Source organism: Clostridia bacterium (genome assembly GCA_028698525.1).
In the GTDB taxonomy this organism is placed as follows: domain Bacteria; phylum Bacillota; class Clostridia; order JAQVDB01; family JAQVDB01; genus JAQVDB01.
Genome location: JAQVDB010000001.1, coordinates 17,012 through 32,661, shown reverse-complemented (window position 1 = coordinate 32,661; position 15,650 = coordinate 17,012). Strand labels below are relative to the sequence as shown.

Genomic DNA, 15,650 nt, shown 5'->3' with positions numbered 1-15,650 from the left:
AGGAGCAGGTATCATGCAGACAGTTGTGTACTCTATCATTGTTGCATTTTTTATTTCTCTTTTATTGGGGCCTATTATCATACCTATATTAAAAAAATTGAAGTTGGGTCAAAATGTAAGAGATGATGGACCGGAAAGCCATTTAAAGAAATCAGGTACACCCACTATGGGGGGTGTGATAATCATTATCTCTTTTTTGGTAGGTACTTTTTTATTTATTAAAGGGGAGTGGGAACTTACTTTAGCAGTTATTTTAATCACCTTTTTTTATGGTACTATAGGTTTTGTAGACGATTTTATAAAAGTTGCGATGAAAAGATCATTAGGTTTGAGAGCCTATCAAAAACTGGTTGGACAGATAGGAATTGCAATTATTTTTTCAATATATGCATATGCAAATCCGGAAATAGGAAGTAAGATATTAATACCTTTTACCGATACTTATTGGGATTTGGGTATATTTTTTATTCCGTTCACAACATTTGTTATTGTAGGCACTGTAAATAGTGTAAATCTTACTGATGGATTAGATGGTCTTGCCACCACTGTTACATTGATTATCTCTGCTTCATTTGCCCTTGTATTCAATGCTGTTGCAGAAAAAGCGTTTGAAACAGGCAATATGTTATTGGCAACTGATATGAAGAATGTAGCGGTGGCAGCAGGTGCTCTCACCGGCGCTTGCCTTGGTTTTTTGAGATTCAATACATACCCTGCTAAAGTTTTTATGGGGGATACCGGTTCGCTGGCATTAGGAGGTGCTATAGCGTCTATGGCGGTGGTACTAAAAGCCCCTCTGTTTTTATTGATATTTGGTGGTATTTATGTCATAGAAGCGGTATCGGTAATATTGCAGGTTATATACTTTAAATTAACTGGAAACAGGATATTTAAGATGAGTCCGTTGCACCATCATTATGAACTTTGTGGCATGCCTGAAAGTAGGATAGTAACATTTTTCGGTGTGGCTACGGTAATACTTTGTTTAATAGGTCTACTGGCGATAAATATTTAGGATAGGATGATTCATATGGATTTTAAAAACAAGCAGATACTTATTGTAGGACTTGCAAGAAGTGGAATAGCTGCTGCCAAGATATTATCCGAAATGGGAGCGAATATATTTGTCAGCGATATTAAGGAGCAAGAACAACTTTTATCAGAGATGAATCAGCTTAAAGACTATAACATACAATTTTATTTGGGTAAAATGCCTGACCCGCTTATAGATAAGGTAGATATCATAGTTTTAAGCCCAGGTGTGCCATCTGATTTACCGTTTGTAAAAAAAGCCTTGGACTTAGGAAAAGAAGTGATAAGTGAGGTAGAGGCTGCTTATAGAATATGTCCTGCCCCCATAATTGCAATAACAGGTACTAATGGGAAAACCACTACTACTTCGTTGATATATGAAATATTTAAAGCAGCGGGAGAAAATGCTTTTTTATCAGGTAATATAGGGGTACCTATGATAGGGCAAGTTGAAAAGGTTGATAAAAAAGATGTAGTGATAGCAGAAATAAGCAGTTTTCAGCTGGAAACAATAAAGCATTTTAAACCTAAAATCAGTGCAGTTTTAAATATAACTGAGGATCATTTAAACCGGCATAAAACATTGGAAAATTATCTAAAAGCAAAAGCTAAAATCACTATAAATCAGACAGAGGATGATTTTTTAATTATAAATGAGGATGACCCTAGATTGAAATTGATAAAGGGGCTGAGCAAGGCCAGGGTTATACCTTTTTCCCGTAAAAAGATTTTAGAGACGGGTGCTTTTATAAAAGACGATAAAATAATAATGGGATATGACGGTAAAGATCAGGTTATTTGCAAAGTAAGCGATGTATCCATCCCCGGGCTTCATAATCTAGAGAATGTATTGGCTGCGGTAGCAGTTTCATCTGTGTTTAAAATAGGAGCATCTACAATTAAAAGTACGTTAAAAACATTTCCAGGCGTAGAACATAGGCTGGAATTTGTTGATCAGATAAATGATGTGATATATATAAATGATTCTAAAGGGACTAATCCCGATGCTTCTATAAAGGCATTACAATCAGTGGATAGGCCGATAGTATTGATAGCAGGAGGCATGGATAAGGGAAGTGATTTTGCTGAATTTTTGATTGCTGGAAAAGATAAAATAAAACATCTCATATTGTTGGGAGAAACTAAAGATAAGATAAAACAAACTGCCCATGAGGTGGGAATTAAAAGTATAATTGTTGTAAATACTTTAAAAGAAGCGGTGCAACAGAGCAGTAAGGTCTCCAAGAGTGGAGATGCTGTGCTGCTTTCACCTGCTTGTGCCAGCTGGGATATGTTTGACAGTTTTGAGGAGAGGGGTAGAGTTTTTAAGCAAGCGGTAAGTAATTTGAGGAGGTAAAGCCTTAATGTCAGTTAAAAATGCTTGTGACTACACTATATTACTAGATGTGTTTTTGCTTTTAGCGATTGGGGTAATTATAGTGTATAGCTCTAGTTTTTATTATGCATATATAAATTTTAATGATAGCGCATACTTTTTAAAAAGACAGTTGCTTTGGAGCCTTATAGGTTTATTTGTTATGATATTCATGATGAATTTCGATTATTGGAAGTTAAGAAAACTATCAAAGCCTGCTCTTATTATAAGTTTTTTCCTATTAGTTGTTGTATTTGTATTGGGATTAAAAGGAGAACATGAATCCCATGGTGCTACTAGGTGGATAAGGTTTGGCGGGGTTGGAATCCAGCCTTCAGAAGTAGCCAAAATATCTATGATAATTTATTTAGCTTCTAGCCTAGATAAAAAGGGGGAAAAAATTAAAAGTTTCAAGAAGGGATTAGTTCCTTATCTTGTGGTGCTATCTGCTTTTTTCGGATTAATACTATTACAGCCTGATTTAAGTACAGCAGTGACTTTGGCTACTATAGTTTTTATAATGTTGTATATATCAGGAGCTGATATGAGGCATCTAGTGCCCATAGCAATTATTGGATTTGCAGCAGCAGCATATTTTGTGACGTCAGAGGATTATAGAATGAGAAGATTTTTGGCATTTATCGATCCATGGGCTGATCCTGGTGATACAGGTTATCATATTATCCAGTCGTTATACGCATTAGGATCGGGAGGTCTATTTGGTACCGGTCTTACAGGGGGAAAGCAGAATTTGCTATATTTGCCCGAAGCTCATACCGACTCGATTTTTTCTATATTAGGGGAGCAGTTGGGGTTTGTAGGATGTGCTTTGGTTATATTGTTATTTATTATATTGATATGGAGAGGAATAAAGGTAGCGGTAAATTCACCTGATATGTTTGGATGCCTGTTGGCCAGTGGGATAGTTTCACTGATAGGTGTTCAAGCAGCCATAAACATAGCAGTAGCCACTTCTAGTATTCCTCCTACCGGAATCCCACTGCCATTTATAAGTTCAGGGGGTTCATCCCTTGTGATCACTTTAGCGGGTATGGGTATATTATTGAATATTTCAAAATATGCAAAATTGGATAGGGGTTGAAACATTGAAAGTAGTTATAGCAGGTGGGGGTACAGGCGGTCACATCTATCCGGGAATCGCCATAGCCAAATATCTCCAATCAAGGGATAAAGATATTGATATTATTTTTATAGGCACTCGAAAAGGTTTAGAAATGGACTTGGTGCCGAGAGAAGGGTATAAGTTAGAATTGATAAGTGTTAGCGGATTTGAAAGAAAGATCAGCTTTGATACATTGTTGACTGTAAAAAAAGCGTTTAAGGGGTTATCAGAGTCCAAGAGAATATTGAGGCAATTCAAGCCGGATATTGTGATTGGAACCGGTGGATATGTCTGTGGGCCTGTAGTTTTTAGTTCATGGCTGATGGGTATTCCTGCTATCATCCATGAGCAGAATGTTATCCCCGGTGTTGCCAATAAATTATCAGCTAAATTTGTTAAAAAAATTGCCATAAGCTTTGAGGAAAGTAAAAAATATTTTAAGAATAAATCAAAGCTGGTATATACTGGGAATCCTATCAGAGGGGAGATACTGAAGGCGGATAGAAAAAAAGCCTTGGCTAGCCTTGGCTTATCTGAAGATACGCCTATTATTATGTCAGCAGGGGGAAGCAGAGGTGCAAGGCCCTTAAATGAAGCTATGGTGGATTTAATAGATAAAAATATTAAGCGAAATAGGCGATACCAGGTAATAATGTCCACAGGGAAGAATCAATATGAGCATGTTTTAGGGATGTTAAAGGATAAAAAGATAGACGTTGATAAAACAAAAAACATAAGGGTGCTTCCTTATATTTATGAGATGGAAAATGCTCTTGCTGCATCTGATATTGTTATATCCCGTGCAGGGGCGATAATGCTTTCTGAGTTGACAGCTTTAGGCATTCCGTCGGTTTTGGTACCTTCGCCCTATGTAGCTAATAATCATCAAGAATATAACGCACGTGCATTGGAAAAAGCAGGTGCTTCTATTGTTATATTGGAAAAGGATTTAAAAAATATAGATTTGGAATCTAAAGTTTTCCAAATGATAAATAATGATAAAAAGCTTAAATTTATGAGATTTAACAGTCAAAAATTAGCTTGTACAGATGCTGATGAAAAAATTTATAATATAATAAAAGAGATAACTCTGTAACTGATGTTCATTCTAAGTAACACCTTCAGTGCTGATGCATAGTATAATATATAATAAAATATTTATGCATCCTTGGAGGTGAACATGTGCATGGGACAGTTGATGATTGAGGGTGGAAACAGGCTGCAAGGTGAAACTAGCATATATGGTTCAAAAAATTCTATATTACCTATAATAGCAGGGTCCATACTGAACAGGTCAGAGAGTGTGATCCGTAATGTTCCACGGCTTTCCGATGTCTGCTATATGGTAGAAATCATAAAGAGGATTGGTGCAAAAGTAAAATGGGATGACGATGTATTGATTATAGATTCTTCGGGCATAAGCGAACACGAACTGCCCAATGAATTAGTAAGAAAGATAAGATCTTCCATTGTTTTGCTCGGTCCCATGTTGGCTACAATCGGAAAGGTAAAGATTACCGGGTATCCAGGGGGATGTGAAATTGGGCCTAGGCCTATTGATTTGCATATAAAATCTCTAAGAAAGATGGGATATTCCATCGATGATCTGCAAGGTACTGTGTATGGAGAAGCAAAAAATCCTTGTGGATGTGACATACATCTTGACTATCCTAGTGTGGGAGCTACAGAGAATATAATGCTTGCTTCGGTGGCGATAAAAGGGGAAACCGTAATAAGAAATGCTGCGAAAGAGCCCGAGATAATGGATTTACAGAACTTCCTTAATTCTATGGGTGCAGATATAAAAGGAGCAGGCACGAATACTATTGTTGTGACAGGTGTGACAAAATTACATCCTGTAGAACATACCATAATTCCTGATAGGATAGTTGCAGGAACTATTATGGTTGCGGCAGCTATAACTAAGGGGAAGATTACCGTTAAAAATGTGATAAATGAGCATATACAGCCTGTAATAGCAAAGCTGATGGAATGTGGATGCAATATAGATGTTTACAAAGACTGGATAGTAGTTCAGGGGAATGAGACTGTAAAAGCAACTGACAGGATCTTAACATTGCCTTATCCAGGATTTCCTACAGATATGCAGGCTCAAATGGTATCTCTTTTAAGCATTGCCGATGGAACAAGTGTGGTGACAGAGACAGTTTTTGAAAACAGGTTTAAGCACGTTCAAGAGTTAGCTAGGATGGGTGCGGATATAACCATAGATGGCAGAACTGCCATTATCAATGGGGTTGATTCTCTCCAAGGAACAAAGGTTTGCGCTAGAGATCTGCGAGGAGGCGCTGCTATGGTATTAGCAGGTCTAGCAGCTAGAGGCACAACTATTGTTCAGAATATAGAATATATAGAGAGGGGATACCAGGATTTGGATGAACAGTTGATTGAATTGGGTGCAGATATATCGAAGATTGGATAAGTTACGAATCGAGATTAAAATACCGGATAAAAGCACCAACCTTACACTTAGTGAAATTGGAGTTGGTACATAAACATGAAAAATACTAGAAAAAAGACCATGCATTCCAAACATGTAAGAGCAAGGCATTTTTTTTCAATAGCAATAATAGTGATTTTAATGCTCATTTTACTTGTTCTCACATTTAATACCGGATTTTTTTCTATTAAAGAAATAAGCGTATCAGGTAATCAAAAAATAGTATATAATGAAATTATTAAACTATCAGGTGTTGGTTTTAATGATAATATTTTAAAAGTAAACAAAAAAGTTATAAAAGAAAGGTTGGAAACTAACCCTTATATATCGGTGCAAAGTATAAAAAGGAAACTGCCTGATAAGCTTATAATAAATATAAAAGAAAGACAAGAAAAGTGTATAATACCATACCTAGGCTCATACGTTTTTTTAGATGATGAAGCTAGAGTTCTGAAGATAGAGGAGTTTGTAGAGAATATAGACATACCTATAATGACAGGGATCAATATTTCCAGCTTTACAATAGGTGAAAAAGTTGATTTTGAGCAGCGTGAAAAAATAGCGCTTTTGACTGATATAATGTCATCACTTGAAAAGGCTGATGTGAGCAGTTATATATCTGAAGTCAATGTATCTGATATGAGAAACATTGTTATATTTACAGTTGATGGCACTGAAGTACTGGTTGGTGATGACAATGATCTTTTTTGTAAATTTTCTATGCTTATGTCGGCACTTGAGGATATGAATTTAAGGAAAGACAATTCTGAATATGTTTTAGATATAAGTGTTTGTGGACAAGCAGTGCTAAAACCTAAAAATGAATAGGAGTTATAAGATGAAAAAAGATAGGCTTGGGCAAATTTCAATAATGTTTATTTGTATTATTTTAGGGTTAATGCTAGCTGTTCAGTTTAAAAGTGTGCAAATGGTTGGGGGAAATGTTTCGGTACAAAAAATACAGCAATTATCTGAACAACTTCAAAAAATGAATGATGAAAATAGAGCATTGAAAGAGCAGGTAGAAAACTTCAAGGAAAAAATGGAAGATTTTAATATGGCTTTAAGCGATACTGATAAAGCTGCTGAAGTATTGCACAAGGACCTGAAGATGACGAAGATGCTAGCGGGGTTGGTCAAGGTAGAAGGTCCAGGAATTATTGTTGCATTGGATGATAAGGATAGTAAATTATCCTTTGAGGAGGATGGAGAAATAGAATATATGCCTAACATAATATCCCATGAAGACATATTAAAAGTGGTGAATGAGCTGAATGCAGCAGGTGCTGAGGCTATATCTGTCAATGGAGAAAGAGTGGTAGCCAATACCGAAATAAGGGAGGCAGGCGCTTATATAAATATAAATGCAAGATCTTATTCAAAGCCTTTTGAAATAAAGGCTATAGGGAGTCCACAGGATTTAGAAAAGGCATTGATCATGAAAGGCGGAGTAGTGGATTTTTTAAGCTCATGGATAGATATATCCATAAAAAAGGTGGACAATCTAATAATTGAAGAATATACAGGAAACATTGAATACAAATACGTACAGCCTGCTACAGAGGATGAAGGATGATGTATGATAAAACCGATATTAAAAAGAGCAAAACAGCCTTTCTCACCATAATTTGTGTTATTTTGGGGATGTTGATATCCCTAAATATAACTGATATGAATATAACTACCAGCAGGAGTGATATGATCACTGTAGAAAGAACCCAAGAGATTTTAGGAGAAATAAATTCTCTTAAGGCAGAGAATGAGAAATATTTAAATCAAATAAAGGATTATCAAACACAAATAGATAACTTACAGCTTAAGGCATCTAAAGTCAATAAAGGAACAGAAGCTATCCATAAAGAATTACAACAAGCAAAAATAGTTGCTGGCCTTGCAGATGTTGAAGGACCGGGTATAGAGTTGATATTGAGCGATGCAGAGAGAGAGTTGTTTCCTGGGGAAAATGCTTCCAATTTGATAGTCCATGATAGTGATCTTATAAATATTATAAATGAGCTTAAATCTGCAGGTGCAGAGGCAGTTTCTATAAACGGCCAAAGGGTGATTTATAATACCAAAATAAGATGTGGAGGGCCTATTATTATTGTAAATAACTATAGATTTGCTCCACCATATGTGATCAGAGCTATAGGTGATGTTGAAAGAATGGAAAAAAGGCTGAAACAAGAAAGTGGTTTGTATGACGCATTTATATTTTATGGGCTTAAAATAAACTTGAAACGGGTAGATAATATGCGTATAGATAAATTTGATAGGGATTTTAATTTCAAATATGCAAAACCAGTAATGGAAGAGGGTGAATGATTTGTTGCTTCCCTTGATAGGAATTATTATAGGTATTTTGATTGGCTTATATATTCCCATAGATATACCTACAATATATTCGTCTTATATTTCTATAGCTATACTTGCTGCTCTTGACTCTGTTTTTGGTGGAATAAGAGCTAATCTTGAGCGAAATTTTAAGACTGATGTCTTTATAACCGGATTTTTTGGAAATGCGTTTCTTGCAGCAGGGCTTACCTATATCGGAGATAGATTGGGAGTGCCTATATATTTAGCTGCTGTATTTGTATTTGGGGGTAGGTTGTTCCAAAATTTTGGAAAGATACGCAGGCATTTCCTGGATTCAATAAAAAAATAATAATATTGGTTTTATAAAAAAGGATATCCAACATATATATAGAATTTTATTATTAATATCAACATTAGTGTATGTTTATTAAAAATCAATTAATAGCGAGCAGATAAGCGGTTGGGAAATGATGTATGATTAAATGCTTTATAGCTAAAGGGGGACTACGTCTAGTAATGGATAAACTAATTGCCGGATTAGATATAGGCACTTCAAAAGTGGTAGTATTGATAGGTGAAATGAATAAAGATAATAGCCTCCAGGTAATAGGTGTTGGAAATAGCCCATGTTCTGGTGTCAAAAAAGGTGTGGTTGTCGATATAGACGAAACTGCAGCCGCTATAGTAGATGCAGCAAACCAAGCCCAGAGGATGGCAAATGTTGAAATAGATTCCTTGTATGTAAGCATTGCTGGTGGCCATGTTTATGTCGCTAAAAACAGAGGTATCATAGCAGTATCTGGTGAGAACAAAGAAATCGGGGAAGATGACATTAAAAGGGTATTAGAATCTACCAAATTAATTTCTTTGCCTGCAGATGTGGATATAATAGATGTTCTGCCTGTTCAGTACATAGTGGATGGATATGACGGTATAAAAGATCCTACCGGTATGTCCGGTGTAAGGCTGGAGATGGAAGCAGATATAGTATTGAGCAAGAATACATATATCCAGAATTTACTTAAAAGTGTTGAGCATGCAGGTTTTGGTATAGAAGAGATAATAGTTGCACCGTATGCTACTGCCAGTGTATTGCTTACTCAAGATGAAATGGAGCTAGGTACCGTATTGGTGGATGTTGGGGGAGATTGTACCGATATATCTGTATTCTATAAAGGCAGGATGCTATATTCTTCTTTGCTTCCTGTAGGGGGCAACCATATAACCAACGATCTATCTGTAGGCCTTAAAATACCTTACAAGGATGCGGAAAGCTTTAAAATGAAATATGCTTATTCAAATACTTTGGCTGTTCAAGAAAAGGATCAGAGTATAAATATAGTTGAGATAGATACAAAAAGGGAAATAAAGGTCAGCATAGAGCTATTTATAGAAATAATAGAAGCTAGAATCCAAGAGATATTTGCCCTTGTATATAACGAGATAGATAAATCCGGTTATTTACAAAAGATATCTGCAGGCGTAGTGTTGACTGGTGGTGGTCTTTCCTTTATAGAAGGCATTAGAGATACTGGAATGCAGGTGATGGGGATGCCTGTCAGAGTTGCGGCACCAGACATTATAGGTATCTCTAGCCCTATATATTCTTGTGCTGTTGGTAATGTTTTTTATTCTTTTAACCGATATAATAGAATGAGGACAACAAATGATGAAAGGATGGGTAAACAGGATAAAAAAAGAGAAAAAGAAGGCTTTATAGCTGTTATAAAAGAAAAATTCAAGGAATTTTTTAGTGATTTTTTTGATTAAACAAACGCTCATGAAAAGGAGGTCTTAGTGTGATTGACTTTGATGTTGATGTTGAACAATTTGCGCAAATAAAGGTAGTAGGTGTGGGTGGCGGTGGAAGCAATGCAGTAAATCGTATGATAGAATCCGCGCTCCATGGAGTAGAATTTATTGCAATAAATACCGATAAACAGGCATTGTTTTTATCAAAGGCAAATCAGAAAATACAGATTGGAGATAAGATAACAAAAGGGTTGGGAGCAGGTGCAAATCCGGATATAGGGCAAAAGGCTGCTGAAGAAAGCAGAGAAGAAATACACCAGGCATTGGATGGTGCAGATATGGTTTTTATAACTGCTGGGATGGGCGGTGGAACAGGGACAGGGGCTGCTCCTATAGTAGCTGAACTTGCTAAAGAGATAGGTGCTTTGACTGTGGGTGTTGTAACAAAACCTTTTACATTCGAGGGAAGAAAGAGAATGGTTCATGCTGAAAAAGGTATTACTGAATTAAAAGAAAAAGTAGATACACTGGTAACCATTCCAAACGATAGGTTGCTTCAAGTTGCTGAGAAAAAAACCTCTATAATAGATGCTTTCAAAATAGCAGATGATGTTTTAAGACAGGGTGTGCAAGGCATATCAGACCTTATAGCAGTTCCCGGATTGGTTAACCTGGATTTTGCAGATGTTAAGACTATAATGAAAGAGACGGGTCTTGCCCATATGGGGATTGGTAAGGCAAGTGGAGAAAATAGGGCTATGGATGCTGCAAAACTAGCGATACAGAGCCCGCTGCTGGAGACTTCCATCCAAGGTGCTAAAGGGGTTCTTTTGAATATTACTGGTGGTGATAATTTAGGTTTATTTGAAGTGAATGAGGCTGCTGAACTTGTTGCAGAAGCCGCTGATAATGATGCTAATATTATATTTGGTGCTGTGATTGACGAACAGCTAAAAGATGAAATAAGGATTACTGTTATTGCAACCGGCTTCGACCAGGACACTGTTTCCCATGATAATGAAAGGGTGGACAGGGCAGTCAAGAAAGCTATAAACGATTTGGATGACTTAGATATTCCAACGTTTTTAAGAAAGAATAGAAACAGATAAAACGACAAAAGAAATTTCTTTTGTCGTTTTATTTTGTGTTACCTGAAACAAGGTTTGACATTTTTTTGTATAGGCATATTGTATAATTGATATTATAAAATCTGTTAGCGGAAGAAGGTTATTTTATGTGCATAAAGTTTATTTAGACGTGCTTTTCATCCAAAATATCATAATGAATTATATAATATTATGGTCTGTAAAAAAACTTATGAAAATCAGAACATCAGACATAAGATTGATTGCTGCATCAGCTTTGGGTGGAGTTTATGCGATATTTGCTCTATATCCAAATTTTGAATTATTAATGAATGCCCCAACTAAATTTATCCTTTCACTTTTAATGGTTTTAATAGCATTTTCCACACATAATTTAAGTGAATATTTTAAAGTTTTAGGCGTTTTTTACCTCATGACATTTGTATTTGGAGGAGCTGCCTTTGGTCTATTTTATTTTACTAATGTGGGTATAGTTTTAAAAAACGGGATATTCTATATACATAGCTTTCCTTTTAAACTGCTTATGGTTTCATCTATCTTTGCATGGCTGATAGTCAAATATTCTTGGATTCACATAAAGAAAAAGCGTTTAAAAGGCAATTTTTTGATGGATATTATTATATATTTCGATCAAAAACAAGTAGCCCTTGTTGCGCTATTGGATACAGGAAATTCTCTGAGCGATCCTTTATCCGATCTGCCCGTTATAGTAGTTGAATTTGAAAAAATGAGGGATTTGATACCTCAGGATATCCAACTTATTTACGAGGATAACAATCAGGATGATTTGGAGAAAGTTACTGATATTATAGCTAACTCTCAGTGGGTATGGAGGTTTAGAATGATTCCTTTCAGTTCTTTAGGCAGTAAAAATGCTATGTTGATTGGTTTTAAACCGGACAAAGTAAGAATGATGTATAAAGACAAAAAAAAGGACATAAAAGATATTATTATTGCAATCTATAATGGTAAACTCAGCAGTGATTACAGTTATAGTGGTTTACTGCATCCTGAAATATTGGATTAGCATTTAGGGGGGTGAGCATATTGACAAAATTTTATGTTAAAGCCAAGCTATTATATAATTATGTGTTGATAAAATTAATAAAAAAAATAAATCTGATTTTTTATATAAGTGGTAGTGAGGCACTTCCTCCTCCTTTGAGCAATGACGAGGAAATATTCTTGATCAATAAACTAGATGGAGGAGACAAAGGAGTAAAACGAGTTTTAATTGAAAGGAATTTGAGGTTAGTTGTATACATAGCAAGGAAGTTCGAGAATACTGGCATAGGGATAGAGGACCTGATTTCTATAGGTACTATAGGTCTTATAAAAGCTGTAAATACCTTTGATCCCAACAAAAAGATAAAGCTTGCAACATATGCATCAAGGTGTATTGAAAATGAAATATTGATGTATTTACGACGTAATTACAAGATAAAATCTGAAATATCCTTTGATGAACCGTTAAACATAGACTGGGATGGCAATGAACTTCTGCTTTCAGATATACTAGGAACAGAAAATGATCAAGTTTATCAATTTATTGAAGATGAAGTGGATAGGGAACTTCTGGGGATAGCTATGCAAAAATTGACCAACAGAGAGAAAAAGATAATGGAATTAAGGTTTGGTCTCAGGGGACAGAAGGAAAAAACTCAAAAAGAAGTGGCAGATATATTAGGAATATCTCAATCTTATATTTCCAGACTTGAAAAGAGAATTATCAAGAGGCTAAAAAAAGAAATAAGCAGAATGATTTGATTTTACAAACTTTGCTTGTCAGCATTCTAGGAATAAAAATCCCTTTTTTGGACATAATGAAATATGAAGGTGATATAGCGTAAAGGGACGGAGGGATATAATGCTGATAAACAAAGTAGAGATTTGTGGGGTAAACACTTCTAAACTTCCTGTTCTTACAAATGAAGAAATGAAAGCATTGTTTAAAAGAATGCACAACGGAGATAAGAGTGCAAGAGAAGAGTTTATCCGAGGAAATTTAAGGCTGGTATTGAGTGTGATTCAGAGATTTAACAATAGAGGAGAATATGTGGATGACTTGTTCCAGGTTGGTTGTATAGGACTGATAAAAGCGATAGATAATTTTGATTTATCTCAAAATGTTAAATTTTCCACATATGCTGTTCCGATGATAATAGGAGAAATCAGAAGATATTTAAGAGATAATAATTCCATTCGCGTAAGCCGATCGTTGAGGGATATTGCATATAAAGCTCTGCAGGTCCGTGACCAATTGATAAATAAGGAATCTAAAGAGCCTACCATTACAAAGATTGCAGAAGAGTTAAAGATCCCTAGGGAAGAAGTAATTTTTGCTCTTGATGCTATACAGGACCCTATATCGTTGTTTGAGCCTATATATCATGATGGTGGGGATGCAATCTATGTCATGGACCAGGTAAGCGACGAAAAGAATCAAGATGAGAACTGGTTGGAAGGTATAGCTATACGGGAGGCCATGAGAAAATTAAATGACAGGGAGAAATTGATACTCACATTGAGATTTTTCGAGGGAAGGACACAGATGGAAGTAGCCGAAGAAATAGGAATATCTCAGGCTCAGGTCTCTAGATTAGAAAAAACCGCATTAAAGCATATGAGAAAATATGTATAAAATAAGAGGATGACAGGCTGCACAAAAGTCTGTCATCCTCTCTTTATATCGAGATTAGTCATTAACCCTGTTTATAAAACATATACATAGAGTAAATAAAATATATAGGGTGATGTTTAATGGTAAAAAACTCTGATATACGCCAAAAAGAAGTGATCAGTATTAAAACTGGCAGAAGACTTGGATATATAAGTGATATAGAGTTTGACCTTGCAAAAGGGACGATCAAGTCCATTGTAGTTCCTGGACCAAACAAAATTAAAGGATTGTTCGGAAGGGATAACGATTATGTGATACCTTGGGAAAATATTAAACAAATAGGGGAAGATGTGATTCTTGTTGAAGTAGATGAAAGATATTTAAATAATATGCAAGATAGTTCTAAAAAGAACGGATTTATTTGATTTATAGACTATACTCAGTTTAAAATACTAGATTATTTTATTAAAAGAAATGTAATCATGTTATAATAATAATGCATGATTATTTTTTTATGATTTTTGTAATGCAAATGAATTATCTGATTAAGGAGGAAAACAAGATATGAAGTGTCCCTTTTGTGGTTGCAGAGAAAGCAAGGTGGTAGATTCAAGGCCAACAGATGATGGAGACACCATACGCAGAAGGAGAGAATGCGAATCCTGTGAAAAGCGGTTTACTACATACGAGAAGATAGAGAATATTCCTATAATGGTAATAAAAAAAGATGGAAGAAGAGAGGCTTTTGATAGCTCAAAGATAATGAACGGCCTGCTTAAAGCTTGTGAAAAAAGGCCAGTGCCAGTGGATAAGATGGAAGATATTGTTCAAGATATAGAGAAGAGAGTGTACAATTCTCTGAAAAAGGAGATTACTAGCAATCAAATAGGAGAACTGGTAATGCAGAGATTAAAGGACTTAGATGAAGTGGCATACGTGAGATTTGCCTCGGTTTATAGACAATTTAAAGATATAAATACATTTATGGGAGAACTGGAGAAACTGATTAAAGAGAATAATGGAGGGTAAGAGCTTGATAAAAGGTTTCACTGAAAATAATTATAAGGGCTTGGTATACTATACGATACCTCTATTCGAGGAGACTGGATTGGTGAAGCATTGTTTTACCAGCAGATTGGGTGGTATCAGCGATGGAGAATGTAGTTCACTGAATTTAGGATTTAATAAGAAGGACACGAGACAAAACGTATTAGAGAATTTTGAGAGGATATGTGAAGCCATGGATATTTGTACTCAAGACCTAGTTCTATCCGATCAGATCCATGATGACCATATAAAGTATGTGACTGAAAAAGATAGAGGGAAAGGCATATTTAATCCTAAAGATTACAGCGGGGTAGACGCATTGATAACCGATAAAAAGGGCATAGCACTTGTTACATTTTATGCAGATTGTGTTCCTTTGTTTATATTGGACCAAAAGCAGAAAGCCATAGGGTTGGCCCATGCAGGGTGGAAAGGCACCCTCAAAAGAATAGGACAGAAGACCTTGGGTAAAATGATGGAATTATTTCAAACCCGTCCTAAAGATTGTTTGGTGGGAATAGGGCCTTCAATAGGTAAATGCTGTTTTGAGGTTGATAATCATATTGCCAGTCTATTTAAAGGGGAATTTGGCGATTTGGATGTGATTGATAGAAAAAGCAGTCAGAAGTGTAATATAGATTTATGGACGATAAATGCAAATCAGTTTGTTGAAAAAGGTGTTTTGCCTTCCAATATAATCGGCGCCAAAATTTGTACAAAGTGCAATAAAGACATATTTTTTTCTCACAGAGGGGATAAAGGTAAGACAGGGAGCCTGGCAGCTTTCATGCAGTTGATCTAGACATGAGGAGGATACC

17 protein-coding genes are annotated in these 15,650 nt (G+C 35.7%); all 17 read left to right on the top strand.

Going from position 1 to position 15,650, the window contains the following annotated elements:
* The first annotated feature begins 13 nt into the window (after nucleotides 1-13).
* A complete protein-coding gene (gene mraY / locus PHP06_00190; protein ID MDD3838978.1) occupies nucleotides 14-1,015 on the top strand; it encodes a phospho-N-acetylmuramoyl-pentapeptide-transferase in 1,002 nt (333 codons plus the stop codon).
* A 15-nt stretch (nucleotides 1,016-1,030) separates the two neighbouring features.
* Nucleotides 1,031-2,389 carry a UDP-N-acetylmuramoyl-L-alanine--D-glutamate ligase gene (gene murD / locus PHP06_00185; protein MDD3838977.1) on the top strand — a complete coding sequence of 453 codons (1,359 nt, stop codon included), beginning with the start codon at nucleotides 1,031-1,033 and terminating at the stop codon, nucleotides 2,387-2,389.
* A 7-nt stretch (nucleotides 2,390-2,396) separates the two neighbouring features.
* Nucleotides 2,397-3,509, top strand: coding sequence for a stage V sporulation protein E (spoVE, locus tag PHP06_00180; protein ID MDD3838976.1), 1,113 nt, complete (start codon nucleotides 2,397-2,399; stop codon nucleotides 3,507-3,509).
* A 4-nt stretch (nucleotides 3,510-3,513) separates the two neighbouring features.
* Nucleotides 3,514-4,626 carry an undecaprenyldiphospho-muramoylpentapeptide beta-N-acetylglucosaminyltransferase gene (gene murG / locus PHP06_00175; protein MDD3838975.1) on the top strand — a complete coding sequence of 371 codons (1,113 nt, stop codon included), beginning with the start codon at nucleotides 3,514-3,516 and terminating at the stop codon, nucleotides 4,624-4,626.
* A gap of 90 nt (nucleotides 4,627-4,716) precedes the next feature.
* Nucleotides 4,717-5,973 carry a UDP-N-acetylglucosamine 1-carboxyvinyltransferase gene (gene murA / locus PHP06_00170; protein MDD3838974.1) on the top strand — a complete coding sequence of 419 codons (1,257 nt, stop codon included), beginning with the start codon at nucleotides 4,717-4,719 and terminating at the stop codon, nucleotides 5,971-5,973.
* Between the two features lie 75 nt (nucleotides 5,974-6,048).
* Nucleotides 6,049-6,819: an FtsQ-type POTRA domain-containing protein gene (locus tag PHP06_00165; GenBank protein MDD3838973.1), complete on the top strand. Its 771-nt coding sequence runs from the start codon at nucleotides 6,049-6,051 to the stop codon at nucleotides 6,817-6,819.
* A 10-nt stretch (nucleotides 6,820-6,829) separates the two neighbouring features.
* Complete coding sequence (locus tag PHP06_00160) at nucleotides 6,830-7,567, top strand: DUF881 domain-containing protein (protein MDD3838972.1); 738 nt, start codon at nucleotides 6,830-6,832, stop codon at nucleotides 7,565-7,567.
* On the top strand, nucleotides 7,564-8,316 hold the full coding sequence (locus PHP06_00155) for a DUF881 domain-containing protein (protein MDD3838971.1): 753 nt from the start codon (nucleotides 7,564-7,566) through the stop codon (nucleotides 8,314-8,316). Before PHP06_00160 ends, PHP06_00155 begins: the two co-directional genes overlap by 4 nt.
* A 1-nt stretch (nucleotide 8,317) precedes the next feature.
* Nucleotides 8,318-8,656 carry a small basic family protein gene (locus PHP06_00150; GenBank protein MDD3838970.1) on the top strand — a complete coding sequence of 113 codons (339 nt, stop codon included), beginning with the start codon at nucleotides 8,318-8,320 and terminating at the stop codon, nucleotides 8,654-8,656.
* Nucleotides 8,657-8,823: 167 nt separating this feature from the next.
* Nucleotides 8,824-10,077: a cell division protein FtsA gene (gene ftsA, locus PHP06_00145; GenBank protein ID MDD3838969.1), complete on the top strand. Its 1,254-nt coding sequence runs from the start codon at nucleotides 8,824-8,826 to the stop codon at nucleotides 10,075-10,077.
* Nucleotides 10,078-10,106: 29 nt separating this feature from the next.
* Nucleotides 10,107-11,168, top strand: a complete 1,062-nt coding sequence (gene ftsZ, locus PHP06_00140; GenBank protein ID MDD3838968.1) for a cell division protein FtsZ — start codon at nucleotides 10,107-10,109, stop codon at nucleotides 11,166-11,168.
* Nucleotides 11,169-11,295: 127 nt separating this feature from the next.
* Complete coding sequence (spoIIGA, locus tag PHP06_00135; GenBank protein ID MDD3838967.1) at nucleotides 11,296-12,192, top strand: sigma-E processing peptidase SpoIIGA; 897 nt, start codon at nucleotides 11,296-11,298, stop codon at nucleotides 12,190-12,192.
* A gap of 20 nt (nucleotides 12,193-12,212) precedes the next feature.
* Entirely contained in the window at nucleotides 12,213-12,932 is a 720-nt protein-coding gene (sigE, locus tag PHP06_00130) for an RNA polymerase sporulation sigma factor SigE (GenBank protein ID MDD3838966.1), read from the top strand.
* Nucleotides 12,933-13,032: 100 nt separating this feature from the next.
* Complete coding sequence (gene sigG / locus PHP06_00125) at nucleotides 13,033-13,806, top strand: RNA polymerase sporulation sigma factor SigG (protein MDD3838965.1); 774 nt, start codon at nucleotides 13,033-13,035, stop codon at nucleotides 13,804-13,806.
* A 119-nt stretch (nucleotides 13,807-13,925) separates the two neighbouring features.
* The gene (locus PHP06_00120; GenBank protein MDD3838964.1) at nucleotides 13,926-14,210 is read left to right on the top strand and encodes a YlmC/YmxH family sporulation protein; all 285 of its coding nucleotides are present in this window, start codon (nucleotides 13,926-13,928) and stop codon (nucleotides 14,208-14,210) included.
* A 139-nt stretch (nucleotides 14,211-14,349) separates the two neighbouring features.
* Nucleotides 14,350-14,814, top strand: a complete 465-nt coding sequence (gene nrdR, locus PHP06_00115; protein MDD3838963.1) for a transcriptional regulator NrdR — start codon at nucleotides 14,350-14,352, stop codon at nucleotides 14,812-14,814.
* Between the two features lie 4 nt (nucleotides 14,815-14,818).
* A complete protein-coding gene (gene pgeF, locus PHP06_00110) occupies nucleotides 14,819-15,634 on the top strand; it encodes a peptidoglycan editing factor PgeF (protein MDD3838962.1) in 816 nt (271 codons plus the stop codon).
* Nucleotides 15,635-15,650 lie beyond the last annotated feature (16 nt).

Excerpts from the sequence above, each read along its gene's own strand:
- murD (MDD3838977.1), top strand. The coding sequence starts at position 1,031 with ATGGATTTTAAAAACAAGCAGATACTTATTGTAGGACTTGCAAGAAGT.
- murA (MDD3838974.1), top strand. The coding sequence starts at position 4,717 with ATGGGACAGTTGATGATTGAGGGTGGAAACAGGCTGCAAGGTGAAACT.
- sigG (MDD3838965.1), top strand. The coding sequence starts at position 13,033 with ATGCTGATAAACAAAGTAGAGATTTGTGGGGTAAACACTTCTAAACTT.
- PHP06_00120 (MDD3838964.1), top strand. The coding sequence starts at position 13,926 with ATGGTAAAAAACTCTGATATACGCCAAAAAGAAGTGATCAGTATTAAA.
- mraY (MDD3838978.1), top strand. The coding sequence starts at position 14 with ATGCAGACAGTTGTGTACTCTATCATTGTTGCATTTTTTATTTCTCTT.
- spoVE (MDD3838976.1), top strand. The coding sequence starts at position 2,397 with ATGTCAGTTAAAAATGCTTGTGACTACACTATATTACTAGATGTGTTT.
- nrdR (MDD3838963.1), top strand. The coding sequence starts at position 14,350 with ATGAAGTGTCCCTTTTGTGGTTGCAGAGAAAGCAAGGTGGTAGATTCA.
- PHP06_00165 (MDD3838973.1), top strand. The coding sequence starts at position 6,049 with ATGAAAAATACTAGAAAAAAGACCATGCATTCCAAACATGTAAGAGCA.
- PHP06_00155 (MDD3838971.1), top strand. The coding sequence starts at position 7,564 with ATGATGTATGATAAAACCGATATTAAAAAGAGCAAAACAGCCTTTCTC.
- ftsA (MDD3838969.1), top strand. The coding sequence starts at position 8,824 with ATGGATAAACTAATTGCCGGATTAGATATAGGCACTTCAAAAGTGGTA.
- PHP06_00160 (MDD3838972.1), top strand. The coding sequence starts at position 6,830 with ATGAAAAAAGATAGGCTTGGGCAAATTTCAATAATGTTTATTTGTATT.